Consider the following 23964-nt stretch of genomic DNA (forward strand, 5'->3'; position numbering starts at 1 on the left):
AGCGGTAACGAGGTCCAGATGCTTTTACTCAGGATGCAGGGGCTTCTCAGGTTCAACAGCAGAGGCCATCACAACCAGCCGCTGGGTTCCCCCTGCGGTGAGCGCATCAAAGGGATAACAGGTCACCAGTATCAGTCCATCTGGAAAGGCAGTGGGCATCAGCCGGGTAACGGCCGAATCCACCACCTGAATCTGATCAATCTGGTATGTCACATTTCCGTTATGGTCGCTGAGCATCAGAGTCTGGCCTGGTTGTATATTCCTCAAGAAGCTGAAGTGGGTATCTCTGTGTCCGCTGATAATCCGTGCGGCATGGGTCATCGCATGTGCCTGCATATTTTCACCGGGGCCAAAAGCCAGCGAGCTGCCGCCATCTCCGGCCAGTACAATCTGATCAATACCCATATCAGGCACGCTCAGACGCGCAACCGGCCAGTGGTCGGCCCAAGGCCAGGGTTTTACTGCTGTGCCGCTGTCCAGACTTTCGGCCCAGGCATCGGCCAGCAACCATTGCGCCAGCCGTGCTTTTGCAGGAATCCACAGTGCAGTTGAGGTGAGGATCAGACCAGCAGCCACAAGGGCTGCCAGTGTGAGGTTACGGATGCTGAGGGTCATGCACACCACCTTGAACCGGACTTTCTGCGACGCTCCACAATCATGAGGGAAAGTGCTGCCAGCAGTGCGGCAAGTCCTCCGGCGAGGGTCAGCTGATACCCGGTAGCGCCCTGGGCCATTCCCAGATCAAGGCCGTGGGGTTTGGCTACAGGCACCACCAGAGTTTCGCTCTCTTCCTGTTCAGGACGGACAGGTGTTTTATCAACGGCAACCAGGCTGGTGTATGGCGTAACCAAGTGATATTTAAGACCCAGCGCAATGATTTCAGAACGGATCTGTTCTGCGCTGACACCTCTGAGATACCCACGGCGCCAGTCCTGCACCGCACGCTGGGCCCAGTCTGTCATGATACCCCGGGTATTATCCGCCGGTGCCAGTATCAGTGCTTCCTGCCATGCGGCATCACCGGTACGGCCACTGATACGGACTTCGCCTGTGCCGTTTGCCAGTTTCATCGAAACAGCCAGCGGCTCACCGGAGTAAAGGTCAGGAATTACCGATGGCATCAGGTCTTTAATCCCCTCGCCTTCGATCCGGATATCGGTCATTGCTGGTTTTTCCAGCTTGTTGAACAGCGTTTGCATGGTGCTTTCAGATTCAGACGGAGACGCAATATACGTAAAGGTGCCCCGCCCGGCTACTGCGGCCTCTTCCATAAAGTAACTGTTTGGTGCGCTACCGATACCCACGGTGAACAGGCGGGTGTTATTGAGACGGCTGCGGATCAGATCAAACAGTTGCTGTTCGTTGGACACACTACCATCGGTGATAAACACGATCTGGCGCAATCTGGGGGTGTCATCATTGCTGCGAATGCCTGTCAGTGCAGCAGTCAGCGCAGGTGCCATTTCGGTACCACCGCCTGCCTGCAGTGAGTTGATATAGCTGGCGGCCTGCTGACGGCGCTGGATATCGGCTATAACCGGCTGGTTAAAGAGCGTATCGGTTGAAGAGTTAAACTGAATCACGTTAAACGTGTCATCAGATGCCAGCCCATCTATACCGGCCTGCAGCGCTCTGCGCGCGGCTTCAATTGAGGTACCCGCCATGGAACCTGATGTATCAATCACAAAGACCACTTCCCGGCTGAAGCGTGCTGTGTGCAGATCCTGAGGTGGCATCAGCATCAGCAGACCATAGTGTTCATCCCCATGCTGCTCAGAGAAAAACGCAGCCGAAGGTTCGTCGCTTTCCACCGGTGTCCAGTTCAAAACAAAATCACGGTACTCATCCGGTTCATCCGCCAGCAGGCTGATGATGTAGCGGCCATCTTCTGTCTGTTCCTGACTGATCTGATGTGAAGGGCTGTCCAGAGCGCTGAGTCTAAATCCAGGTTGCAGATTAAGGCTGATCTCAACAGGCCCCGGAGTATTGCTGACGGCGGTTTCATCATCACCGATTGTGGCCATCACTGTTTTACGCTCACCCGGCAGTACCTGCCAGCCGCTGTTCAGGGTTGCCTGTCCTTCAACCACACGGCGCACTTCTCCGGGCTGTACCGGGTTATAACGTGGGGTGATCGCCAGCGGGAAACCGGCGCTGAACCGGCCATCTTTCCAGACCAGTGTCTGCTGGTACTCAATACTGATGGTGACCTCGCCACCCGGCGGAATATTGGCAACGGATGTGTGAAACAGGTTGGGGCGGTCCTGCTCGGTGAGCGCGGCGTTCTGTCCCTGAGATTTTGCCTGCTCATAGGTTGCCCGGGCCTGCTCTTTTTCCTGAATATCACCCTCGATGATGCGGTCTCCTATCTGCATTTTCAGGTGATCAACTGCGGCCTCACCTGGCAGAGGGAACAGATACAGTGCCTCTGTCCAGTTATTGGTGGGGTTATGGAATACCTGGGTCACCTGAGCGCGCAGCACAGAGCCTGTAATATCCATGGCCACACGGGTGCTGACCAGCGGCATATCCTGCTTTTGCCCCTGCTCATCACGGGATACCAGGGTACCGTGAGTAACGGCATCAGCAACCGCATTCTGTGCACACCCCATCATCAGACAGGCCAGAATCAGTGGGCGAATTCCCTTGTGTGAAAATGTATGCATTTCTCTTCTCCTCATTAAGATGTGGCAAGTATCTGCTTTCTGCTTGAGGAAAATATGAAGTGAGTGTGAAGTCCTGTTTTTCTGTGAAATAAGAACGCCAGATTACACTCAGGCACAGGTGGCACACATAATGTGTAGTAATGTAAGCGGCTTTACAGTAGCGGATCTGCCAGAGATAATGTGAGCATCTGCACCACTTATGGACCGGCGTTTTAACAGAGGGAACACCATGGCGGTACTGATTGTTGAGGACGAGCCATCTATTGCTGACACCATACGCTATGCTCTGGAAACCGAACGGATGGATAGCATCTGGGTCACCACCGGGCAGCAGGCTCTGGATGCACTCAGCGAGGGTAATATAGCGCTGGTTCTGCTGGATATCGGCCTTCCCGATATGAGCGGATTTGATGTCTGCCGGGTCATCAGGCAGACATCCTCTGTGCCGGTGGTGTTTCTGACCTCCCGCCATGAAGAGATCGACCAGGTGCTGGGTCTTGAACTGGGCGCGGATGATTACATCACCAAACCCTTCAGCCCCCGGGTGCTCACGGCCCGTATCCGTGCCCGCCTGCGCCAGCCTCCGGAAGCTGCGAATATCACCTCTGCCGGCTTCAGTCACGATGCAGATGGCGCCAGAATCACGCTGGATGGTGTCTTGCTGGATCTGAGCCGCTATGAATACCGCCTGCTACTGTTACTGATGAGCCATCCCGGCAGAATCTATTCCCGTGAACAGTTGATGCAACAGGTGTGGGAAGAGCCTGAACGCAGTTTCGACCGCACGGTCGATACACACATCAAAACCCTCAGGCGCAAAATCCGCGACATCAACGAAAACAGCGACCCGCTCAGAACCCACCGTGGTCTTGGCTACAGCTTTGAGGCGGGCGCATGAGCCTGAGATTACGCCTGATTCTGGTGTTTCTGTTTTCAGTGCTGACAGGCCTTGGCAGTGTGGTTTACTGGGTACTCGATGAGCTGGAGCCCCGTTATAAAGAAGCTCAGGAGGAGATTCTGGTCGATATATCAGAAATAATGGCCACTCTGATCGCAAACGAAGGCGTCAGCTTCAGCGAAAGCGGTGGCACCGTGATCGACACACATCTGGCTGAACGGCTCTTTGCAGGGCTGGCCGGCAGGCCGCTAAACGCACAGATTTATGATCTGCTTAAAACCGAAGTTGATCTGAGAATGTATATCACCGATGCCAGTGGCACCGTGATTTTTGATTCCCATTACACCGATACCGGCCGCGATTATTCCCAGTGGCGCGATGTCTATCTGACTCTGCGCGGTCAATATGGTGCCCGCAGCAGCGACGATGTAACCGGCCGTAGTGATACCGAACGGCTCTATGTCGCAAGCCCGGTGCTGTATCGCGGTGATATTATCGGTGTGGTGTCCACCGGAAAGCCCACCCGCAACATTAACCGCTTTATCAGCCACCTGAGCACCAACCTGCTCTGGATTTCACTGGTCGCTGCACTGGCAACGCTGTTGACCGGTCTTGTGATCACCCTCTGGATTACACGGCCTATGCTCCGCCTTGAACAGTATGCCAGAGGGGTTTCCAGAGGCGAACGCCCCGCTCTGCCTGCGCTTGGTCATAATGAAGTTGGGCGTGTGGGTAAAGCGCTTGAAAGCATGAAAGACGCACTGGATGGCAAATCGTATGTGGCAGATTATGTGCAGAGCCTGACGCACGAACTGAAAGCCCCGATCGCCGGTATCCGTGGTGCCGCAGAGCTGTTACAGGAACCGATGTCCGATGCACGGCGCAATCAGTTTCTCAATAATATTATTGAGCAAGGTTCAAGGATGCAGGAGCTGATCGAGCGCTTGCTGAAACTGGCCGCCATTGAATATCAGAGCAGCCTGGAACGACACGACAAAGTCGCACTGAAAGAGCTGATCACAGCAGTCTGCCGGAGCCTTGAAGACTATGCCAGCCGGCACAGAGTCAGCCTTGAATACAGCTGTGACCCTTCCCTGTCCATCACCGGCGACAGTACCCTGCTGCAGGATGCACTGAGCAACCTGATCCGGAACGCCATAGAGTTCTCACCGCCTGAGTCAGCTGTACTGATCGGTGCCATACAAAACGATGGTTCTGTTTACATCAGCGTAAAAGATTCCGGGCCCGGGGTGCCGCCTTTTGCCGAAGAAAAACTGACCCAGCGCTTTTTCTGTCTGCCCCGGACAGATGGCAGCAAAGGCAGTGGGCTGGGGCTGAGTTTTGTTCATGAAATTATGCAATTGCATAACGGAAAGCTGAATTACCACCGCGAAACGGAACCACCAGCCACTGTGTTCTCACTGACACTGCCAGCTGAGTGATGAAATATCTTTTGCGATCTGGCTGAATGCCTTCTGCAATGCTTCGCTGTCTTTAACCCAGGAAGGGATATCCGTTACATAGTAAGTGTAACTGACGCGGGAGATGGTCTGCCTAGCGGTTATGTCCAACGCCTCGCTAATGTGCGCCGCTTACGGTGTCACTTTTGAGCGGCTTGTTAGCAGCTTCAGCTCGCAAACGCTCCACCAGCCAAACTTTAATAATTGATTGTCGAGTAACACCAACTCGAGCAGCTTCGCGATCAAGTGACTCAACTACCCAAACCGGAAAGTCTACGTTAATACGCTTCGCTTCCTGGTTTACCCGCCGTGCGCTCTTGACGTCCAGATCATCAATGATGTCATCTGCACCTTCATCAAATTTCGTGTCAAAATCTTTAGCTTTCATACAACTCTACCTCTCTCTTGCGCGAGCGTCGTACCGAAATAAGACGAATCTTCTCACCTCGATAAGTGATAACAGCAGACCAGTGCTTCATCCCTATAAGACCAATAACCAGGTAACGAGGTTCATCAGATGATTTCGCCCGAACTTCTAGTAGGTCTTGGTCTTCCCATAGCACTTGAGCATCATGAAAGTCGATTCCATGCTTATGGCGATTCGCCTGGCTTTTCTCGTCATCAAACTCGAAAATGTTCATGAGTATAAATTATCCCTTTTTTACTCATTTGGCAAGGTAGGTGGAGGGAGCTGCTAACGCTTGGCTTTGCTGCGTGCCGGAGCGCCAGCGCAGGCGCGTCCGACAACAGCCATTGGTTAAGCTGCTTCGAAGTCCAGGCGATGAATACCATCCAGATTGACTGTGCCGCGAGCCACCCATAGGTCATACATATCTTGCATCGCCAACCAGCTCTCAGGAGTACGCCCGAGAACCTTGGATAGCCGCAAAGACATTTCAGGGCTAATGCCACTATCCCCTTTGAGCAGCCGAGACAAAGTAGAAGGTGAAACGCCCAGACTGGAAGCAAGCTGACGGGAGCTGATACCGAAAGGCTCCAGGTACACCTCGCGAATGAATTCACCCGGATGCGGCGGATTATGCATAGTCATTAGTTATAATCCTCATAATCAAGAATGTAGGCGTTACCGTCCTGGAATTCGAACGTCATGCGCCAGTCGAGTAGAACCATTTCAGTCCTTTGTGACGGAATGATTTAATCATGAGGCAATGATAGCATGTTGCGCATCATGCAACAACAGAGCTTAACGCCGCGCTTTGCGGCTGCTTTGTAGCGCCAGCGGAAAAGCAGTCCGACAACAGTGTCTGTTACAACTTGCCTCAATTGTGGCGCATTGCTACAATTGAGGAAATCCAACTCTGGAGGTACAAATGGCTACGAACAGCATTCGCTTAGATCAAAACCTAATCGAAAAGGCAACTATTATGGCCAAAGCGCTTAATCGAACCCCACCCAAGCAAATAGAACATTGGGCAAAAATCGGCGAAATAATGGAAGATAACCCTGATTTACCCTACGAGTTTGTAAGGCAGGCCATCATCGCGCAGGCAGAACGGGACGCCGGAAAACTGGAGGCCTACGATTTTGGTTAAAGCCACAACTGTATTACAGACCCCTACATTCAAGAAAGCGGTAAAAAAGCTCAAGCCTAATCAGAAAGAGGATCTTGATTTGGCCGTGAAGGAGCTTATGGCCAACCCCAACATCGGAGAACAAAAGAAAGGGGACCTGGCCTTTTTACGAGTCCATAAGTTCAAGATGAACAAGCAACTGACTCTACTCGGCTACAGTTTTGATGATGGCGCTCTTGTCCTTGAACTGATGGCCCTAGGCTCACACGAAAACTTCTACCGCGATCTCAAACGACCAAAATGACGTTGTAACGCCCGCATTTGCGGCTGGTTTGGAGCCCAGCGGAAAACCAGTCCGGCAACATGCGCTTGATACTCATTGAGCCTTCTCCCCAGCCTAGCCAAATTGACTAAGCTGGAAGGCGACCAAACCAAAAAGGAGAAGACCCAATGAACTTTTACAATAGCACTCATCGTCATTATTGTGGAGTCGATTTGCATGCTCGTAGCTTGTATGTCTGTATCCTCAATCAGCAGGGTAAAACCTTGTTGCACAAGGAAATTCCTGCCAGTCCTGATGCTCTGCATCGCCTGATCCAACCCTATCTTGATGATCTGGTCGTGGGTGTTGAATGCATGCATTGCTGGTACTGGGTAGCTGACTTCTGTGAAGAGCAAGGCATTACTTTTATTCTCGGTCACGCCTTATACATGAAGGCAATTCACGGCGGTAAAACCAAGAATGACCGGATAGATTCCCACAAAATAGCGGCATTGATCAGGGGTGGTAACTTTCCTCTGGCTTATGTGTATCCCAAAAGCATGCGCGCTACGCGTGATCTGCTTCGCCGCCGTACTGGATTGGTTCGCCATGGTGCGGATCTAAAAGCTCATGTCGTCAACACCACCAGTCAATACAACCCACCACCCAACAAGGTCAACCTGAAGAACGTCAGTGCTAGAGAGCAACTGGGAAAGACCTTTGATGATCCGCTTGTTCAGCGCAACATTGATCTGGATATGGCGGTACTTGACTGCTATCACCGTGAGCTGAGCCAGGTGGAGTGGCTGCTGGAAAAACAGGCCAAAAAGCATCAGCCGACCTATTACTATCTGTTGAAGACCGTCCCCGGCATAGGACGAATTCTGGCACTGACCATCCTCTATGAGGTTGGCGATATTCGACGCTTTGAATCTGTCCAGAAGTTTGCGTCCTACTCTCGCTTAATCAAGTGCAAAGCCGAATCAGCCGGTAAAACCTATGGCACCCAGGGCAACAAAATCGGTAACGCCCATCTGAAATGGGCTTTTTCCGAAGCCGCTGTGCTTTACCTGCGGGGCAATCCGGGTGCACAAAAATTGTTACAACGCTTTCAGAAACGCATGAGCAAAGCCAAGGCCCTGTCTGCATTGGCTCACAAGCTTGGGCGTGCGGTCTATTTCATGTTAAAGAACGAAAAGGTATTTGATGAACAACGCTTTTTAACGAGTTAGTCACGCAGCAGGATGATGATCGATGTCTAACTGGATCATTACGGAGTGTGCTGAAACCGGGCTTCTGCTGACTGGTCGTTCAGACCTGAAACCCGATTTCTACACCCAACTCGAAGCCCGTCGCTTTGATTATCCGTCCTGCTGGCGTGCATCAATACTCTGAGCGAGTGGGCTTACACCGGCGCTGAACCTGAAACTAACTGGGACTGAAAGGTAACCCGCTGTTTGAATAGGACAGAGGCCGGTTAACCGATGAATGTCTCGGCTTTGGCATCCTGCGTCGCTCTATCGCCTACATCCATGTAGGCGTAGTGCCCCAGACCAACTGCAAGGAGCAATCTGGTCTGGCAGTGGTTAACAACCACGTTAAGTGAGCCTCAAGGCGACCGAAGGAAGTACCCTTGCGGTATTTTTGCTGTAAGTCATTCACAGCCAACGATGACAGATGAAGTAGGATCACTGGCTCAGGAACTTGGTATTGGCCGCTGACGCGGCCAATAAAAAACTAATGCCTATTGACAGGATGAAGGCTCATAGGTGTTATGTGATTAATTTAGAAAGTTAGCAACATATCATTCCACTGCGCTTCGCCATGAGTTGAAGCTGACACCCCTTGATGAATAAACCCAAAGCCTTCGTAAAATTTTACTAAATGATCTTTGCATGTAAGCACCATCCCTTTATGTTTACAGTTTTTACTAAACTTAATAAAGTATTTAGTAAGTGCTGATGCATACCCCTTATTTTGGTATTGAGGATCAACAGCCAATCCAAATACTGTTTGGTACCCACCTTGAGGACAGTGAAGTTTTGCATCAGAGTAAAGTGCATCAGGAAGTTCAGGTGCATTGAATATACAGCCGTTAATATGACCAACTACAATACCATTAAACTCCATTACAAAGAAACATTCTGGAAAAACAGCGAATCGTTTTTGAAAAGATTCTAACGACGCGGCTTCAGATTCAGAAAAACAAATTTCTTCTATTTTTGCCATACGATTAATGTCTTCTTTTACTGCTTGGCGGATTTTGTACATTAGAATTCCTTTTTATCCATTGAGATATTGCAACAAGCTTTGTAACGATGCCCGGCGCACATAACGCAGAGCGCACCGGTGACCTTGACGCAGTGAAGCGGCGATAAGGGCATCCGAGTGACGCGTATGGTTATACACCGGACTTTGCCTTTTGAATCAAAGCTGCCAAGTCTGGTGCTATCGGCATTTTCTTGAAAGGACTGACGTTGGCTCCACCTGTATTTCCTTGTGGCACCAACCCAAAGGCTGTTTTAGTCGCAGCACCAACTATCCGAAAGAGCTGGCCGAGTGCTTCTCGCACAGAATGGTTGCGAACGGCCCAGTGCAGCATCAACACATGTACTTTTACATGCCAATAAGTTGATTCCTGGCCAATCACATGAGCACGCTCCAGATGGACAAATTCTAGCTGCGTATCTCCGGCAAACCTTGCCTGCGCGACGTTCGCGAGCTCCGACTCGACGTAGGGGGCTACTCGCTCTGAAAATCTACGTTGCATACTGACTTCCCGATAGGGGTATAACGAGCCTGTAGAAAAACCAATTTATAGTGCATCAATCTTTCCTCGGTGCTCGATTTGTTCATTTATAATGCCACTCCCTTCAATGTCTGTTTCGGCGCTCTCGGGACTGGCATTTCTTTGTCTTACTGCCACATCAGTCAACAGTGGCCTGATTGATAAGGCTTTCAGCCGGGCTTACGCCTTCGTTGCTTCAACTACTTAACTGTCCGTATTTTGCCAGTTTTTCAACATTATGCACCAAGCAGTACAACTGCCACTGGCCCTGAACCTTGCTTTTGCCGCGCAAGCTAAAGCGGTTTAGCCTTTTGTTGGTCCCAATGTTGCCGAATACCGGTTCCACCACAGACATTCGGTGACTATAAATCTGCTTACCCTTCGGACTATCCACTCGGTGTTTCATCCAGTCGGTGTAGGTGGGTGCTCTTTGATCATTAAGCGCAAAGCTCACTTGCCTTCCGGCTCCTTTGCGATGGTCAGCTGATGTCGGATTTTTCATGCAACTCGCTTTTTTAGAACAATGACGGCACTGGAGCAACCGACCTTCAAAGTAGGCTGTAAGTTGGCCGTGTTCATTAGTTCTGATACCTCGATGACTTATTTGCTCACCCGCTGGACATCTGCACGTCATCGTCACGGGATCAAACTGGAACTCACTGGCTGGAATAAGGTGTTTAGCTTTAGGGTTACCGGGTGTCTGGTGGCGCTTGCCGTATTTGTCTTTCTGGTGTGCGAATTTGGGATCACGGCTTCTAAACTGATTGTCAGGAATGTAACCGTTGATCTGGTTCTGGTGAAGATATTCCATATTGGCTTCATTCGCAAAACCCGTATCGGCCGTCGCTATGATGCCACTTGCATATACGTTGTCATTAATGCCCAGTCGTTGATAACGAGCCTTGATACTTTCCAATACTGGTTGCAGGGTGTGGTGCTCTTGTCCTTCACCGAAGGCTTGAGCATCAATGACAATCTGATGCTTTTTATCGACGGCGGCCACACCGTTGTAACCTTGAATGGTGCCTTTACTGGTGGTCATTTTTGCTGATTCAGGATCAGTGATATTACTCTTCACTTCCTTGCTGCGTTTGCCCTTGCCCATCCTTGGCTGGCTGCGCTTTAAAAAATCACCGATCTTGTTGGCCGCCGCATCCAGTGTCTGGATGGTCTTGGCCTTGCGAATATCATGCTCCAGCGCTTCTTCGCTTTCATGGGTATCCTTTTCCTGATGCTCACTGAGGTGATGCTGGATCAGGCGTTTGAGCTTCTGGCGCTTTTGTTCCAACTCCTTAAACGTACCAGACCATTCCTTCGACGCATTGGAGCGCATCTTACAGCCATCGATGGCAAAGAGTTCATGACCCAGCAACCCTTGTTGATCACAGATCAGCAGCACCTGTTCAAATAAGGCTTCAATCGCCTGGCCTCGGCTACTGATAAAGTGAGCAATCGTGGTGAAGTGCGGCACGGTATCGCAGGATAACGCTTTGAAGATGATATTGGTTTCGCAGCACCACTGGATTTCACGGCTGGAGGTAATGCCCTTTGAGTAAGCAAATAAAATAATCTTGAGCAGTATAGCCGGATCATAGGCTGGGCGGCCTTCAGCATCATTTTTATAGGGCTGATGAAAAGCAGACAGGTCGAGTTTTTCAGAGATCAGGTAGTGTAGCGCAAATTCAAAAGTACCCGGTTGAATCTGTTCCAAGTAGTTGATGACCACCATCGACATCTGGTTGTAGTCGTAATGTTTGAATCGAGCCATCCCAGAGCCTCCGTCTCCTGAAAATCTCATCAGACCATAGATGAAGAGGTTTTTCTACAGCCTGAACGCCTAATTTAGGGGCCGTAGCTGCGTAGCAGTACAGGTCCCAGCCTGATTGAGGCGACTACAATTAATTGTTATGTGTTAAAGCTTAAAGTGGAACTTGAACTGGCCACAATAAGTTAACGATGAATTGGAAACTGGTGTTTCTTTTAAAGGGAAGCCACCTAAAGCCTGCTCATAAACCAGCACAAGTACGTTCGCCCCACCAATATTCTCTTTGATATGAGCTATATCGGAGGCCGCAACTCCTATACTAGAGAGGTATTGAAAATCTAAATCAACTGTTTCGATGAAGTCTTCATCTAAATATGAGTCGATATTCTTTAGTAGTTTATGGGATGGATTCCGATCTTCCCAAGCTGCATACTCTTCATCAGAAACTGATTCATCTGGTTCTGGCTCCCATTGAGACTGAGAGTAGAGGCAAGCTGCTCCAATATTTTCAAACTCCCCCGAAAATACGTAAACAAACTTTTCTTGCATAGCTTGACGCCTCCCTTACACATAACGCCTAATTTAGGGGCCGTAACTGCGTAGCAGTGGAGGTCCCAGCCCGCTTGCGGGCGACTAAAATTATTTGTTATGACTCTTTAGTTTTATTAAGTTTTGTCCATGAAGAATAGCCAAGATATTTTCGTAATTTATATTCATGGGATATTTCAAAAACCAGTTCAACATACCGACAAGTAGATATTCCAAGCTTATGATATGCAGATTTGGCGGACTTTTTAGACTCAAATACTGCTACATTTTTAGCTTTAAGCTCACTTAACATATGAGCATTTAGGAGAATTGCACCATCATGATCATATTTCGTATTTTCAATTCTAACCAATTCCCAAGTAACGTTCCCATCGCTAGACGTAGAGTCAAATGCATATAACTTTTGCTTTTCCGTTCCAGTATCAGCTATCACATATGCCATAACTTTCTTCTCAATAAATCAAGGCCCTGCACGTCATAACGCCGCCAGCAAGCGCGGCTTTGTAGTGAAGGCGAAGCCGCAACGAAAAAGCCGTCGCTTTGACTGGCCTTGTTAAATTTTTATAGTGCCATATGCAGCAGCGGATAAGGCTTACCCTGACCATCTATTGGTGAGCGACCCGTTACCGTAAAACCAATACGTTGGTAAAAACCTAGCGCCTGCTCATTCTGTTCATTCACGTCAACCTTAGTTGCTCCCTGATCTTTGATTGCATGGGCCGCTAACAAAGCACCTATCCCTTTTCCACGCACATCAGGTGAGATAAACAGCATTTCAATATTGCCATCATGTACGCCACAAAACCCTAGTATTTCACCATTGCTATTTTTAGCACACGTTAAATCAACTGCGTCGAAATACTGCTCAAGAATTAATGGTTTTAACTCCTGTAAATCATCTTCCGCCAAAAAATCATGCGTGGCTCTGACCGATGCTTCCCAGATCGCTAATAGCTGAAGGTGATCTGCTTTTTCTACAATCTCAATGTTCATCACTTAACTCAATTAAAAATTTAACGCCGGCGGCAGGGGCGCGACGTAAGGAGCGTCCCTTGACTGCATTTGTTAGCCCATAGGGGCTTGAGGAGGAATCTTGTTTCCGTTAGCAATCGTGTCGTCCTCGGCAGCTTCATCCCCTTCGATTTCGATCGGTGGAGTTTGTGGGCGCTCTGTCTGCAGAGCCCTAGCTTCGTCTCGATAGAACATCCTACTGCCACAAACGATGCGTTCTGAAAGAGGCGTATACCAAGACCCTTGGCCCTCTAGCTTAGTTCCATCACCCTGAACTTGAAGAAGGAATGTAACGACTCCAAGCCTCTTTGGGTCTGTGTGTTTGAGTTGTAAGGAAACAAAACGCTCCGAAAGCTGCCCGGTAACCTCAAAGGTTCGAATATCATCAATGTGGAGGTCAGTCCGGTCTCGATCAAAGCTATCCGCTCGCAATTGGACTGTGGCTTTTCCAGATAGCCTTTCGCACGACTGTCTGAGTTCCAATACAATTTTCTGGGTACGCCCAACAGCGTACCAATTCCCACTTATATCCAGCCCTCGAAAAATGGTCTGCCTATACCATGGTAAAAAACTATTCATAAAAAGACTTTTAAGGATCAGCAGCACAGAGGCTGTGAGAAGGCCTGTAATGACTCCAATTACTATAGTCCCTGCTGGATCCTGCATTTTCTTACCTTTAGATATGGCTAACGTTTGAGCTAAGCGGCGCGGCTTTGCCGCGTCCGGTGGAGCGCGAAGCGCGGAACGAACTTGAGCGATTTGTTAGGTTTCACTTTGTTTAGCCCAGAACTGAAGCATTTCCGGTAGTACTGTACCAGTGAGCATTTCGTAGTTCGCTATGGCCCGTTCTAGAATTTCCACTCCATCTTGCTCAAGGTCGAACTCAATGAGTTCATCTCCAGAATAGTGCTTTAATTCGTTCTTGGTTAGGTTGATGAGATATGCGATGTCCTTTTCTAAGCCGGGCTCGTCTCCGCCAGCTTGCTTTGCGATTTCTAAGACAGCAGCTTTCATACTATCAAATGACGGCGGCCGTCCAAGTTTACGGAGCCTTTTTCCCAGAATCTCTTCTGCCGCCCCAGCCAAGGTAATGGCAGGAATCCAGTTTTTAGCGGCCGCCAATTGAAGTGCAGCCAATAGTTGCCGTTCGGCAATAGACTCAGCATCAAGGTGAACAGTTGGCATAATGAAACCTAACGCTTAGATCACCATCGCTGCATGAACCAAAAAAAATGATCACGGTGGTAATGCTGCGAGATCACTAAGTAGTACGTTTGCAGTGTATGGTGCATCGTTTTGTTGGAGATAACCGCTGGCACAATCTCTGACGCCTGCCGTTATATAGGAAATTCCTTTTTTGGACTGGCGCCACCGTTGCCCAATCAGCAAACCCGGCTCACCACAACATTTACAGCAAACTAACCGATGTTCCTTATCAACACAAGTTTTCAGGTTTTGTCCTTCCAGGTTACCGAATTGGGCTAATATCGCCTCATAGTCCTTCGAAGCTGAAGCATACAAGCCTGCATGACGGATGGTATGAACACCTTCAGCAGGTACATGCTCTAAGAGTCGTTTTATCAGTTGTTGATGCGCTAGCCATTGCATAGCCGTGCGCTGTTTTCGATGATCGAAGTAACTCATTTCAACGTGATGACCCGACCAGCGTTTGAGCTGCTTGGGGTTCAAAGGGCCGCCTCGGCAATAGCGAGCCAAATACAACATCACACCTTTTCCATGCGCGTAGCGTTCTTCAATCCGAACACTCCACGACTTTTTGTACAGGCTACGGCGCAGACTTAAAAAGGCGTGTTTACCTGAATCCGGTGGCAACACTAATTCACCCTGATCCAGGGCCATCTTAAGAAAGGCTTGGACCTTGCCCCGATACACCTGCATAAGCACTTTGGTGGGTAGCAAATAGTCGCCGAGGGCCTTCCATTCCCGAGAAGCGGTGACGGATGCCACCGGCTGTGACTAAACAGTGAATGTGTGGATGCAGGTTCAAGCGACGTCCCCAGGTATGAAGCGTCATTAGCAGGCCTGGTTTAATACCTCCGTGCTTCCGAGCCGACAAAAGATCAAGCAAAGACTCTTGGCTTGCACGAAACAATACCCGTGCAAACAGTGCTTCGTTATAACGCCATAAGGGCAGATACTCATGTGGCAGGGTAAAAATACAATGAAAATGAGGTACGGCCAACAAGCGTGTTTTTTGCTTCTCGATCCACTCTACCCGCCGGTGTTCAGCACACAAGTAACAACTTCGATGACGGCACGAGTGATAATGCTCCCAGCTGCCATGCCCTTGGGCACACCGGTAGGTACTTACACCCATTTCAGGGGTGCGACAGCAGGTGATCGCATCGATGGCTTTTCGGTTTTTCAGCGGCTGAGGCTGCTGAGCCAGCTCCGAGCTGTAAGCCCGAAACACATTTTGCAAGAGTCTATTCGGCATGTCCATATGCCTTTAAGTCTTTGAATTTATTGATCTACCTCGTAGCGGTTATGTCCAACATTTATATCGTAGCCTTAAAGGCCACTTTGCCAAGACTTCTATCTCAGCACATTGATTTAACTCAAACTAATCCAAAACCTAGGACTGGTCAATCTCCTACGACATGTGCGGTCTTCATGTCTGGCGAGAAAAACGATCATTGAGGCCACTATCACGATTTTCCAACTTAGTAACAAGTGTATGATTTTAAATATATTAGTATGGCTGTAATACTTTGTTTCCAGATTTTAGCCTCTACGATCATTTTTCCAGTTCTCTGTCTTGACTATATATTTTATACTGTATATAAAAACAGTATTGAAGCTTGGTTCATGACAAGGATCTGTTGATGGATGATATACCGCCTCCCTTACCTGCAAACCCCGTCCGCTTTATGGATCAGTTCCGCGCGTGTGTTCGCACTCGGCACTTGGCCTACCGCACAGAGAAAACCTATTGTGGTTGGGTAAAGGATTTCATTTATTTTCATCAGAAACGTCATCCACAAGAGATGGGAGCTATCGAGGTGGATGCCTGGTTAAGCTATCTTGCTAACCAACGTAACGTTGCTATCAACACGCAAAAAACTGCGTTGAATGCGATTGTGTTTCTTTATAAGCACTTTCTGCACAAAGATCTTGGCCAGTTGGCATTTACCCGAACTAATAAAGGCAGGCGCTTACCGACTGTTTTTTCACATGATGAAGCCATGCGTGTATTAGGCTTTATGGAGGGTGATCATAAACTGGTCGCCAGTTTGATGTATGGCTCTGGGCTTCGAGTAATGGAGTCGGTTCGCTTGCGTGTACAGGATGTTGATTTTTCTCAGCAGTGCTTGATCATTCGTGATTAGTACAACGATGATTTACACCCATGTCATCGGCATATATGAACGCAACGTTTCAAGCCCTTTGGATAGATGATTAACTAACCGCCAGACACGCTACCGCCCGGCCCGTGCTCCATCACAGCTGTAACTGACTCAAATTGTGTTTGGGATTATAGCAGGCAAATTTGAGGATTGGGTATCTCTGCGGTTGACCTGGGCCTCCCTTACTCAATTTCTGAATGTCGGGAGGCTTGGCCTGTCCAGGTTTAACCCTTAGCTGTACGTTTGGTCTTTTCCGGATCATCAAACGGCAGGGTGTGGGCGATGGCGGTGGTGTTGAGCTGGCCTTTCACCTCTAGTGGGGCGCCTTGTTTGGCATAAGCGGGTTCCAGGCGGGCGATGGCCATGGATTTGCCGGTAAGGCGTGAGTACATGGCGCAGGTGATGACACCAACCTGGCGGCCATCGGCCCAGAGGCTGTCGCCCTCGCCTGCGGCTTCCGTGGCGTCGACCAATACGCCGAAGATGCGGAAGCGCTCTTTACCTTGCAGGCGGACATGTTCCAGACCGCCACGGAACTCGCCCTTGGTGGGTGATACGGTGAAGTCGAGGCCCAGTTCCCACAGGGTGTCGCCTGCCGCTTCGTTGTCGAAGGGATACTTTTCTGAATTGTCATAGGGGAAGAACAACAGGTAGCTTTCCACTCGGAGCCAGTCGAGGGTGGTGAAGGCACAGGGCACGATGCCCAGTTCCGCGCCCTGCTCCAGGATGCTGTCCCAGATCAGCGGTGCATCGGCGGCTTTGCAGAAGATTTCGTAACCGCGCTCGCCAGTGTAGCCGGTGCGGGAGATCATCACCGGGCAGCCGAAGAGCTTGGTTTGCAGGTGATGGAAGTAGGCCAGTTCGCGGATGCCTGGCACATGCTTTTCCAGAAAATCCACCGCTTTCGGGCCTTGCAGTGACAGGTCGTGCAGGTCGTCATCGAAGAGGACGGCGACCTGGCGACCCTGGGCCGAACGTACCAGCATTTCATAGCCGTTACCGGCGCCGTGTACCACCATGAAGGCATTGGGTCCGGTACGGTAAATGACGCAATCGTCGACAAACTTGCCGGCTTCATTCAGGAATGTGGCATACACCGATTTGCCTGGATAGACCTTGGAGATGTCCCGGGAGGTGGCGTAGTCGAGCAGGGATTCGGCATGCGGGCCGACATAGTGGACTTTTTTCAGCCCCGACACATCCATGAGTCCGGCACGGGTACGAATCGCTTCGTGGGCATCGGCCAGATCGGTGGCATAGGTCCAGGCGGTACCCATGCCGTTCCAGTCTTCCAGATGTGAGCCCAGGGCCCGGTGACGTTCTGCCAGTGCGCTCTGGCGCCAAGAGTTTGCCATAGTCTATTCTCCTGTGGCTCCATTTGGAGCCGGTTGTTCGGGTGATAAGTGAGGGTTTTATGCCGTACAGGCGGTCACTTGCGGGTCAAACTGACGCAGCCATTCCACTACCAGTGGCCGGTATTGGCTCAGGCCCTTGTAGTCGGCCAGTTCATCGGGCAGATCGCGCAGTACTCGGTGCAGGCGACAGGCCCATTCGGGTTGGGTTACCAGTTCTTCCAGGCTGATCAGATAAGTACGAATGCTGAACATCAGTGCATTGCTGCGGGGCAGACGAGACAGAAACTGCAACTCGACGCGCAGATGGACCTGACGGGCCAGGTTTTCGGTGGTGACGCTGCTGCGTTCGTGACCCCAGAGGTGGAAGGTTTCTGACGAGGTATCCAGTCTGGGGTTAATGGTCAGGGTCCAGTTGAGCCGTCGTACAGGACGGTCGACCTGGATGTTCATCAGGTATTTGAGTGCCCGGTCAAACACCCCCATCTGGTGCGCCATGGGAACCGGCGCATGCCATTCGGTAAAGCTCATACCGGCATCAAATTTCAGCGACCAGTCTGCTGGCCCGGTCACCATCCCGGCATCCATCCACAGGTTATTTTCGCGTTGATCCAGCAGGGCAAAGTCTCCCTGCACCTGGCGGGTGATATATTCCAGCGGTTCGTAGGGCAAACTACTGGCATCGCCGAAGGTGAAGGCTTGCTGCAGCTCCAGCACTCGGTTTATCCACAGCCATTGGTCACCGTTGCGTTGCAGGGTAAACCACTCTGGATAGTCCTGTGACAACTGTGTCATCAGCATCTCCAGGGTATCCCAGGCGGCTTGCTGCATGTGGGGCATCACCAGGCAGCGATCCGGATCTTGTGCCAATACCTGGGCCCGCTCGGCGACTTCCGAACGGTAGTGCTCATCGATATCGAACCAGTGTTCATAGACAGACCCTGGCGACCCTTTGCTGGCCGGTTCGATATTGACCGAGTACATATACTGGTCTTCCGGGAAGGGAAAGGGAAAGCGCTTGATCGCTTCCGGGCTGTTGCGAAAACTGAAGTCGTTGCGGTAGCTTTCCACGGGTTTGAGTGTTGTCGGCATGGGTTTCTCCTAGAGGTCCAGCACCAGGGTGCTGTCACAGGCACCGCGCGATACGCAGGGCATCAGCAGGTGGGATTGATCGGATGACGGCAGGTAGCTGTCGCGGTGTTCAACCTGTCCGGATAGATAAGGGGCGGCGCACTGTCCACAGACTCCCCCGCGACACAGGTTGGGGTGTTCGATTTGGGCCGCTTCCAGTGCTTCCAGCAGACTTTCATCGGCACTCACGGCCAGGGTTTTATCCTGTTTGGCGAGATAGATATGAAATGGCTGTCCGGGTTCTGGTGCCGCGAAGGCCTCCCAGTGCACCCGCCCTTCACTCCAACCCAGGGCATGGGCTGTTTGTTGTACGGCCTGGAGCAGGCGTTCGGGACCACAGATATACACCTGGGCCCCCAGGGGTTGTCCGCTCAGGATTTGTTCAATATCGAGACGCTCACCGCGGGTGCTGTCGTAGGTGGTAACCTGGCCATTTTTAGCCTGTAGCAGTGGTTCTACATAGGCGTGGGTCAGGCCTCCGGTGTAGGCATAGTGCAGTTCGTGGGATATGCCCTGGCGCTGCATTTCAGCAAGGTATGCCATAAAGGGGGTAATCCCGATACCTCCGGCGATAAGAATATGGTGCTGTGCCATTGAACTGGGTGCAAACAGGTTGGCTGGCGGTGCGATATGCAAGGTATCACCCACCTTGACTGCCTCATGCAGATAGCGCGAACCACCCCGTGAGCCTTCCTGCAAGCGCACCGCAATTCGGTAGCACGACAGGTCGGCCGGATCGCTCAACAGCGAGTAGGCGTTTTTCAGTGTCCGGGTTGGTGTTGGCAGTTCGATCTGAATATGACTACCGGGCGAGAAGCCGGGTAAGGTTGTGCCGGTTGGTGTTCCAGTGGGTGATCCTGTTGGCGTCAGGGTAAATTCCTTGATCACTGGGGTCAGCGACGCTATCCGGCTGACGGTGACCTGAATGGCAGATGATTTCATCTCAGCGCGCTCCGTAGGGTTGGTCGGCATTCAGACAGACGCCCATATAAGCGCCCAGGCGTTTTGAGAAGTGCTCGCGTATGGTGAGATGGACACCACAGTGCTGGCAGGTCACTTCATCGTCGTTGGATACCGGTTGTAATTGACTACAATGCACGCAGTAGACCTGGCGTCCTTCAGCTGTTTTCAGCAGGGTCATCTCGGCATCCAGTAGTCCGGCGGCTCTGGCCTGATTACGGCAATGCCAGATAAAGGTTTCATCACCACTAATGCACAGATGGGTACCGGGATGGCAGGCCTGCAACAGGCTGTTCAAGGCACTGAAATCCGGGCTGTCAGCGGTTGGCTGCCATAGCTGTGTTGCGGATGGCAACGCCTTTAGCAACGCAGTGCTGGCTGTTTCATGGCCAGGCTGTAGCGCCAGCAAATAGTGCCTAGCCTGAGGGATCTCTGTGGATGTTGTGTAGCGCGGTGCGCTGGGTATTGGATCACTCATCATGACGTCTCCTGATTCAATTCAAGCCCGCACACGGGTCTTTTGCGGATCGTAAAAAATCGGTGCACAGACTTCGGCATCGATGCGTTTTTGCTGGCCATCCAGTTTGCCAACCTGCACTGTCTGACCTGGGTCGGCATAACGGACATCCAGGCGGCACAGGGCAATACAGAGTCCTAGCAGCGGTGATCGGGTGGCACTGGTGATCACCCCGACCTGCGCCCTGCCCTGATAGACCGGATCGCCATGCTGTGCTGACTCGTTACCCTGCAGCTGTAGCCCTACCAGCTTCTGCTGGGGATGAGCGCTGCGTTCAAGCAGGGCTTCGCGGCCGATAAAGTCACCCGGTTTGGTGTTTAACGGGACGCAAAAGCCGATACCGGCGGTGAAGGGGTCGGTCTGGTCACAGAACTCGTAGCCGGCAAAAATCAGCCCGGCTTCAATACGCAGCGTATCCAGCGCATCCAGACCCAGCGGCGTCATTCCCATCGGCTGACCGATTTCCCACAGGCGTTTCCAGAGCTTCGCGGCATCATCCGGATGGCACCAGATCTCATAGCCCAGCTCACCGGTATAGCCGGTGCGGGACACCATCAGCGGGCAGCCCTGGTAATCATCCAGTCGGCCCTGGGTAAAGCGAAACCAGCCGAGTGTTTCCAGGCTGGGCTGATCCGCGGGTGTCCAGATGAGTTGCTTGAGCAGTTCGCGACTCAAGGGGCCCTGTACCGCCAGATTGTGGATCTGCTCGGAGGCGGATTTGATCCACACCTTCATGCCCAGGCGCTCGGCTTGTTCGCGTAGCCAAATACCGGCGTAGTCCTCTCCCCCTATCCAGCGGAAGTTGTCCGGCCCCATGCGTAACAGCGTGCCATCATCGAGCATGCCGCCGTGCGGATAGCAGAGCGCACTGTAGACCACCTGCCCTACGGCCAGCTTGCGAATATCGCGCGTCAGGCAGTAGTCCAGCAGCGCTTCGGCATCTGGGCCTATCACCTCGAACTTACGCAGTGCGCTCAGGTCCATCACCGCCACTTTTTCACGGCAGGCCAGGTATTCCTGGGTGTGACCCGTGTGATTAAAGTGTGTCGGCAGCCACCAGCCGCGATAGTCGGTGAATTGCTGTGTCATTTGAGAAAAGATCGGATAAAAGCCGCTCTGGCGGGTCAGCACAGCTTCGGCATCGGCAGTGATTCGTGTGGTCATGGCGTGACTGAAATGCTCCTTGGCTGAGTAGAGGCGGATATGAATGTCGGTGGGCTGCCAGCCATTGGCCGGGTCGATATCATCCGGACAGGAGGTGCTGACACAGACCAGATCTTGCAGGGCACGTAGCAACACATAGTCCCCAGGGCGTGACCAGGGCTCTTCAACCTGCAGGTGCTGGTGGGCATCGATGACGGTATTGAAGAAGAAATTGATCGCTGGCCAGCCTGGGCGTGCGGCGACCCCATAGGGTTGCAGTGCCCGGCTGATGTTGTCGCTGCAATTGTCGTGGCCGAAATAGCCCTGGCTTTCGTAGTAACGTGCAGTACAGGCCAGCGCAAAGGTGTCATGCCGCCCGACTGTGTCTTGCACCACTTCCAGCATCGGCTGCATCTGCTGATCATAAAATTTGCTGAACAGCCCGGGGCCTGGATAGGCGAGACCATTAAGTGTGCGGGTAACTGTCGGGTCCAGCTCGATAGACTGCCCCTGAGCCAGCGCTGGTTGGCTGAAAGCGACAAAGTCGGAACACTGGCGGCCCTGCACATCGATCACCTGAATGTATTCACCCGCGTTGACTCTATAGGCCCTGGCCGTCCCCGGGTGCAGGGTGAATTCCTCCTGCACCTCGGCCAGCGGTTTGGGCAGTTGGGGCATTTGCACTGCCTTGGCAGGTGTATGCCAGACACAGAGTTCGCTGGCGCGCTGCTGTTGATCTACTGGGGTGTGACCGCCGGGTGCCGCGAGTAACAGGGTGATCGGCTGTTGGCAGCTCAGACGGCGGCTATGGCCCGCCGGGGTGGCGCCACTCCAAAGCCGTGCGGCGTTGGGGAAATCGCTCGGATAGTGCAATTGATGGCCAATAAACACCCCTTCTGGATCACTTTGCAACTGCAGGGCCGCCAGCGCAGGCTTGCCCTCAGCGTCCAGCGCCATGAGTTCGGCAGGCTGACAGCCTTCGGTATCGATCACCTGCAACTCATCCCCTGCCGCCAGTTGCAGTGTCAGTATCCTACCCGGAGCGACCCGGTAGCGCTGGCGCGTCTGGTCACGTGCATACAGCGCCGGTTCCGCGGGTGCAGAGGCTCTAGGCATTATGGGTGCTATCTCTGTCGGCATCCTGGTCATGAGCAAACTCCTGAAGCTTCGCGGTTAAGTCACACAGCCGACTTGAGCTGCGGCATTTCCTGAAGATAGGCTTCCAGAGAGTCATCCAGCGCCTCCAGCCAGGGCGTATGGTGTGGCGTGGCCAGTGTGCCGGTCATCAGGGAGCGGTAGCATTTATTGCGGTAGCCCATGATGTCTTCGTACTTGTCATGCTTCCAGGCCAGGAAGGTTTCGTTGACGGACTGGATATTGAAGCTGGGATAATCCGTGGCATCGATCAGGTGCTGGATATAACTGCCCTGAAACTCAAACATCTGCTGCGCGGTTTGCAGGGTTTCCTCCTGATCGCGCCAGGCCTGATTGTCGGCCTGCATGCTGGCCTTGTCCGGCAGAGGGAGACGCCCCAGTATCACATCTCGGGCATACCAGGCCTGGGCATCGAACATGTTGAAGGAGTACCACTGATCCTGCATGCCCAGATAAATAAATTTGGGATTGTCTTCCCAGAAAATGCCCTTGTAGAGTTGCAGTGGCCAGAGGCGGTTGCCCGTGATCAGGCGTAGTTCGTCAGGCAAGAAGGGAAAGTGATGCTGGTAGCCAGTGCAGAGAATAATGGCATCGATGCGCTTATGGCTGCCGTCAGCAAACCAGGCGGTATCGCCTTCAACCCGTTGCAACAGTGGCTTCTCTTCCCAGTTATCCGGCCATTGGTAGCCCATCGGCGCGGAGCGGTAACAACTGGTGATGGAGCGGGCGCCGTATTTGTAGCATTGTGAGCCAATATCCTCAGCGGAATAGCTGCTGCCGACCACCAGAATATCCTTGTCTTTGAATTCCAGAGCATCGCGGAAGTCGTGGGCATGCAATACCCGGCCGCCAAAACGCTCAAACCCGTCAAAGTAAGGGATGTTGGGCGTGGAGAAGTGGCCGCAGGCATTGACGACATAGTCAAAGGTTTCGGAATACACCCGATCTTCCCTATGGTCATGCACCGTCACAGTAAACAGGCCAGTGTTGTCATCGAAGCTGACCTGACGTACCGCGGTGTTGAAGCGGATATAGTCACGCACTCCGGCTTTCTCGACTCGGCCTTTAATGTAGTCCCACAGCACTTCGCGGGGTGGGTAAGAACCAATTGGGCGGCCGAAGTGCTCATCAAAGGTGTAGTCGGCAAACTCCAGACACTCTTTGGGTCCATTGGACCAGAGGTAACGGTACATGCTGCCGTGTACTGGTTCACCATGTGCATCCATGCTGGTGCGCCAGGTGTAGTTCCACATGCCGCCCCAGTCATCCTGTTTTTCAAAGCAGACCAGCTCCGGAATATCAGCACCCTTGGCTGCCGCTGACTGGAAGGCACGCAGTTGCGCCAGGCCACAGGGCCCCGCCCCAATGATTGCTACACGTGTATTCATGTGTCTCTCCCCTATTCGT

The 23964-nt window shown here is 51.9% G+C and carries 27 protein-coding genes; 7 read left to right on the forward strand and 20 right to left on the reverse strand.

The features are described from left to right. Nucleotides 1–24: 24 nt before the first annotated feature. Nucleotides 25–615 (reverse strand): class GN sortase, encoded by a 591-nt coding sequence (locus F5I99_RS18835; RefSeq protein WP_151058725.1) that lies wholly within the window; start codon nucleotides 613–615, stop codon nucleotides 25–27. Then, nucleotides 612–2666: a marine proteobacterial sortase target protein gene (locus F5I99_RS18840; RefSeq protein WP_191905900.1), complete on the reverse strand. Its 2055-nt coding sequence runs from the start codon at nucleotides 2664–2666 to the stop codon at nucleotides 612–614. The genes F5I99_RS18835 and F5I99_RS18840 overlap by 4 nt, the downstream gene beginning before the upstream one ends. A gap of 229 nt (nucleotides 2667–2895) precedes the next feature. Between F5I99_RS18840 and creB the strand changes: the two genes are divergently transcribed. Both creB and creC read left to right on the forward strand, forming a co-directional pair. Further along, a complete protein-coding gene (creB, locus tag F5I99_RS18845) occupies nucleotides 2896–3564 on the forward strand; it encodes a two-component system response regulator CreB (protein WP_151058729.1) in 669 nt (222 codons plus the stop codon). Next, a complete protein-coding gene (gene creC, locus F5I99_RS18850) occupies nucleotides 3561–5006 on the forward strand; it encodes a two-component system sensor histidine kinase CreC (RefSeq protein WP_151058731.1) in 1446 nt (481 codons plus the stop codon). The genes creB and creC overlap by 4 nt, the downstream gene beginning before the upstream one ends. Nucleotides 5007–5142: 136 nt before the next feature. Here the strand turns inward: creC and brnA are convergent, their stop codons facing one another. The 3 genes from brnA to F5I99_RS18865 form a co-directional block, all read right to left on the reverse strand. After that, nucleotides 5143–5412 carry a type II toxin-antitoxin system BrnA family antitoxin gene (gene brnA / locus F5I99_RS18855; protein WP_151058733.1) on the reverse strand — a complete coding sequence of 90 codons (270 nt, stop codon included), beginning with the start codon at nucleotides 5410–5412 and terminating at the stop codon, nucleotides 5143–5145. Beyond that, on the reverse strand, nucleotides 5402–5665 hold the full coding sequence (locus F5I99_RS18860) for a BrnT family toxin (RefSeq protein WP_151058735.1): 264 nt from the start codon (nucleotides 5663–5665) through the stop codon (nucleotides 5402–5404). The genes brnA and F5I99_RS18860 overlap by 11 nt, the downstream gene beginning before the upstream one ends. 116 nt (nucleotides 5666–5781) lie before the next feature. Continuing rightward, nucleotides 5782–6075: a HigA family addiction module antitoxin gene (locus F5I99_RS18865; protein ID WP_023012140.1), complete on the reverse strand. Its 294-nt coding sequence runs from the start codon at nucleotides 6073–6075 to the stop codon at nucleotides 5782–5784. A gap of 280 nt (nucleotides 6076–6355) precedes the next feature. Between F5I99_RS18865 and F5I99_RS18870 the strand changes: the two genes are divergently transcribed. The 4 genes from F5I99_RS18870 to F5I99_RS19490 all read left to right on the forward strand — a co-directional run bounded on the left by F5I99_RS18870 (nucleotide 6356) and on the right by F5I99_RS19490 (nucleotide 8213). Beyond that, nucleotides 6356–6577, forward strand: a complete 222-nt coding sequence (locus tag F5I99_RS18870; protein ID WP_151058737.1) for a TA system antitoxin ParD family protein — start codon at nucleotides 6356–6358, stop codon at nucleotides 6575–6577. Next, nucleotides 6570–6860, forward strand: a complete 291-nt coding sequence (locus tag F5I99_RS18875) for a type II toxin-antitoxin system RelE/ParE family toxin (RefSeq protein ID WP_151058739.1) — start codon at nucleotides 6570–6572, stop codon at nucleotides 6858–6860. Before F5I99_RS18870 ends, F5I99_RS18875 begins: the two co-directional genes overlap by 8 nt. Before the next feature lie 146 nt (nucleotides 6861–7006). Continuing rightward, a complete protein-coding gene (locus F5I99_RS18880; protein WP_151058741.1) occupies nucleotides 7007–8050 on the forward strand; it encodes an IS110 family RNA-guided transposase in 1044 nt (347 codons plus the stop codon). Nucleotides 8051–8072: 22 nt separating this feature from the next. Then, entirely contained in the window at nucleotides 8073–8213 is a 141-nt protein-coding gene (locus tag F5I99_RS19490) for a hypothetical protein (RefSeq protein ID WP_191905901.1), read from the forward strand. 390 nt (nucleotides 8214–8603) lie between these two features. Here the strand turns inward: F5I99_RS19490 and F5I99_RS18885 are convergent, their stop codons facing one another. The 9 genes from F5I99_RS18885 to F5I99_RS19795 form a co-directional block, all read right to left on the reverse strand. Then, nucleotides 8604–9089, reverse strand: a complete 486-nt coding sequence (locus tag F5I99_RS18885; RefSeq protein WP_151058743.1) for a GNAT family N-acetyltransferase — start codon at nucleotides 9087–9089, stop codon at nucleotides 8604–8606. 130 nt (nucleotides 9090–9219) lie between these two features. Continuing rightward, on the reverse strand, nucleotides 9220–9588 hold the full coding sequence (locus F5I99_RS18890; RefSeq protein ID WP_151058745.1) for a DUF3703 domain-containing protein: 369 nt from the start codon (nucleotides 9586–9588) through the stop codon (nucleotides 9220–9222). 214 nt (nucleotides 9589–9802) lie between these two features. Continuing rightward, nucleotides 9803–11374, reverse strand: a complete 1572-nt coding sequence (locus F5I99_RS18895; RefSeq protein ID WP_151054447.1) for an IS1182 family transposase — start codon at nucleotides 11372–11374, stop codon at nucleotides 9803–9805. 144 nt (nucleotides 11375–11518) lie between these two features. Further along, the gene (locus F5I99_RS18900) at nucleotides 11519–11920 is read right to left on the reverse strand and encodes a hypothetical protein (RefSeq protein WP_151058747.1); all 402 of its coding nucleotides are present in this window, start codon (nucleotides 11918–11920) and stop codon (nucleotides 11519–11521) included. Nucleotides 11921–12017: 97 nt separating this feature from the next. Beyond that, nucleotides 12018–12362, reverse strand: a complete 345-nt coding sequence (locus F5I99_RS18905) for a hypothetical protein (protein ID WP_151058749.1) — start codon at nucleotides 12360–12362, stop codon at nucleotides 12018–12020. A 119-nt stretch (nucleotides 12363–12481) separates the two neighbouring features. Beyond that, on the reverse strand, nucleotides 12482–12913 hold the full coding sequence (locus F5I99_RS18910) for an acetyltransferase (RefSeq protein ID WP_151058751.1): 432 nt from the start codon (nucleotides 12911–12913) through the stop codon (nucleotides 12482–12484). 780 nt (nucleotides 12914–13693) lie between these two features. After that, nucleotides 13694–14116, reverse strand: coding sequence for a hypothetical protein (locus F5I99_RS18915; RefSeq protein ID WP_151058753.1), 423 nt, complete (start codon nucleotides 14114–14116; stop codon nucleotides 13694–13696). Nucleotides 14117–14167: 51 nt separating this feature from the next. Beyond that, nucleotides 14168–14851 carry a transposase gene (locus tag F5I99_RS19790; RefSeq protein WP_191905902.1) on the reverse strand — a complete coding sequence of 228 codons (684 nt, stop codon included), beginning with the start codon at nucleotides 14849–14851 and terminating at the stop codon, nucleotides 14168–14170. Next, nucleotides 14793–15389, reverse strand: a complete 597-nt coding sequence (locus F5I99_RS19795) for an IS91 family transposase (protein WP_191905903.1) — start codon at nucleotides 15387–15389, stop codon at nucleotides 14793–14795. Before F5I99_RS19795 ends, F5I99_RS19790 begins: the two co-directional genes overlap by 59 nt. Before the next feature lie 388 nt (nucleotides 15390–15777). Here F5I99_RS19795 and F5I99_RS18930 point away from each other — a divergent pair, with 388 nt between their 5' ends. Next, the gene (locus tag F5I99_RS18930) at nucleotides 15778–16281 is read left to right on the forward strand and encodes a phage integrase N-terminal SAM-like domain-containing protein (RefSeq protein ID WP_151058759.1); all 504 of its coding nucleotides are present in this window, start codon (nucleotides 15778–15780) and stop codon (nucleotides 16279–16281) included. 242 nt (nucleotides 16282–16523) lie between these two features. On the opposite strand, the gene F5I99_RS18935 is transcribed toward F5I99_RS18930, so the two are convergent. From F5I99_RS18935 to F5I99_RS18960, 6 genes are read right to left on the reverse strand one after another with little or no spacing between them, the layout of a single operon-like run. Next, complete coding sequence (locus tag F5I99_RS18935; protein WP_151058761.1) at nucleotides 16524–17654, reverse strand: aminomethyltransferase family protein; 1131 nt, start codon at nucleotides 17652–17654, stop codon at nucleotides 16524–16526. Nucleotides 17655–17711: 57 nt separating this feature from the next. Then, nucleotides 17712–18743 carry a heme-dependent oxidative N-demethylase family protein gene (locus tag F5I99_RS18940; protein ID WP_151058763.1) on the reverse strand — a complete coding sequence of 344 codons (1032 nt, stop codon included), beginning with the start codon at nucleotides 18741–18743 and terminating at the stop codon, nucleotides 17712–17714. Nucleotides 18744–18752: 9 nt separating this feature from the next. Continuing rightward, nucleotides 18753–19724, reverse strand: coding sequence for a PDR/VanB family oxidoreductase (locus F5I99_RS18945; RefSeq protein WP_151058765.1), 972 nt, complete (start codon nucleotides 19722–19724; stop codon nucleotides 18753–18755). A 1-nt stretch (nucleotide 19725) separates the two neighbouring features. Further along, nucleotides 19726–20223 (reverse strand): dimethylamine monooxygenase subunit DmmA family protein, encoded by a 498-nt coding sequence (locus F5I99_RS18950; RefSeq protein ID WP_151058767.1) that lies wholly within the window; start codon nucleotides 20221–20223, stop codon nucleotides 19726–19728. An 18-nt stretch (nucleotides 20224–20241) separates the two neighbouring features. Continuing rightward, on the reverse strand, nucleotides 20242–22551 hold the full coding sequence (locus F5I99_RS18955; RefSeq protein ID WP_225307487.1) for a DUF1989 domain-containing protein: 2310 nt from the start codon (nucleotides 22549–22551) through the stop codon (nucleotides 20242–20244). 29 nt (nucleotides 22552–22580) lie between these two features. After that, nucleotides 22581–23945, reverse strand: a complete 1365-nt coding sequence (locus tag F5I99_RS18960) for a flavin-containing monooxygenase (protein ID WP_151058769.1) — start codon at nucleotides 23943–23945, stop codon at nucleotides 22581–22583. Between the last annotated feature and the right edge of the window lie 19 nt (nucleotides 23946–23964).

This window comes from Nitrincola iocasae, assembly GCF_008727795.1.
GTDB classification, from domain to species: Bacteria; Pseudomonadota; Gammaproteobacteria; order Pseudomonadales; family Balneatricaceae; genus Nitrincola; species Nitrincola iocasae.